The sequence below is a fragment of the Neisseria sp. P0021.S007 genome (assembly GCF_051956855.1).
This window is the reverse complement of sequence record NZ_JBQCXA010000686.1, coordinates 1-633: the sequence shown is the minus strand read 5'-3', so window position 1 is coordinate 633 and position 633 is coordinate 1. Positions and strand designations below refer to the sequence as shown.

1 protein-coding gene is annotated in these 633 nt (G+C 52.1%); it reads right to left on the bottom strand.

What is annotated here, in order from left to right; all coding sequences use genetic code 11:
- Positions 1-633, bottom strand: a 633-nt coding sequence (locus tag ACTHUR_RS15380; RefSeq protein WP_440399502.1) for a hypothetical protein, incomplete at both ends; no start/stop codon positions are given.

Sequence of the window (633 nt, the reverse complement as noted above, 5' to 3'; positions counted from 1 at the left end):
ACCAACAACCCCACAGCACACCCCCACACCCAACAACCACCACCCACAACAACACACACCAACAAAACAACCAAAAACACCACACCCAAACAACACAACAACAAAACCACCCAACAACCAAACCCCACCCCCAAAACCAAAAACAACAACACCAAAACCAACACAAACACACAAACCCCCACAAACAAGCACACCAACCCAAACAACCAAACCCTAACCCCAGACAAAACCAAACACGAACACAACAAACCCAACACACCAAAACAAAACAACCAACCCACCCCCACACCCACCAGAAACAAACCCCCACACACCAACAACACACACAACCACACCACCCCACACAACCCAACACAAAACCCCAACCCCCCAACCAAACCCACAACACAACCCACAACCACCAAAAAACCACCAAACACACCCAACACCACCACCACAACCAACCCAACCAACCACCCCACCAACACACCCAACAACAACACACCCCACCACCAAAACAACCCCCCAACCAACAACACCAACAAACAAACACCACCCAAACCCCCCAACCCACACAAAAAACCACACACCCCACACCCACCCCACAACACCCACCCCCCCCCCCCCACACACACCCAACACCACCAACAACCC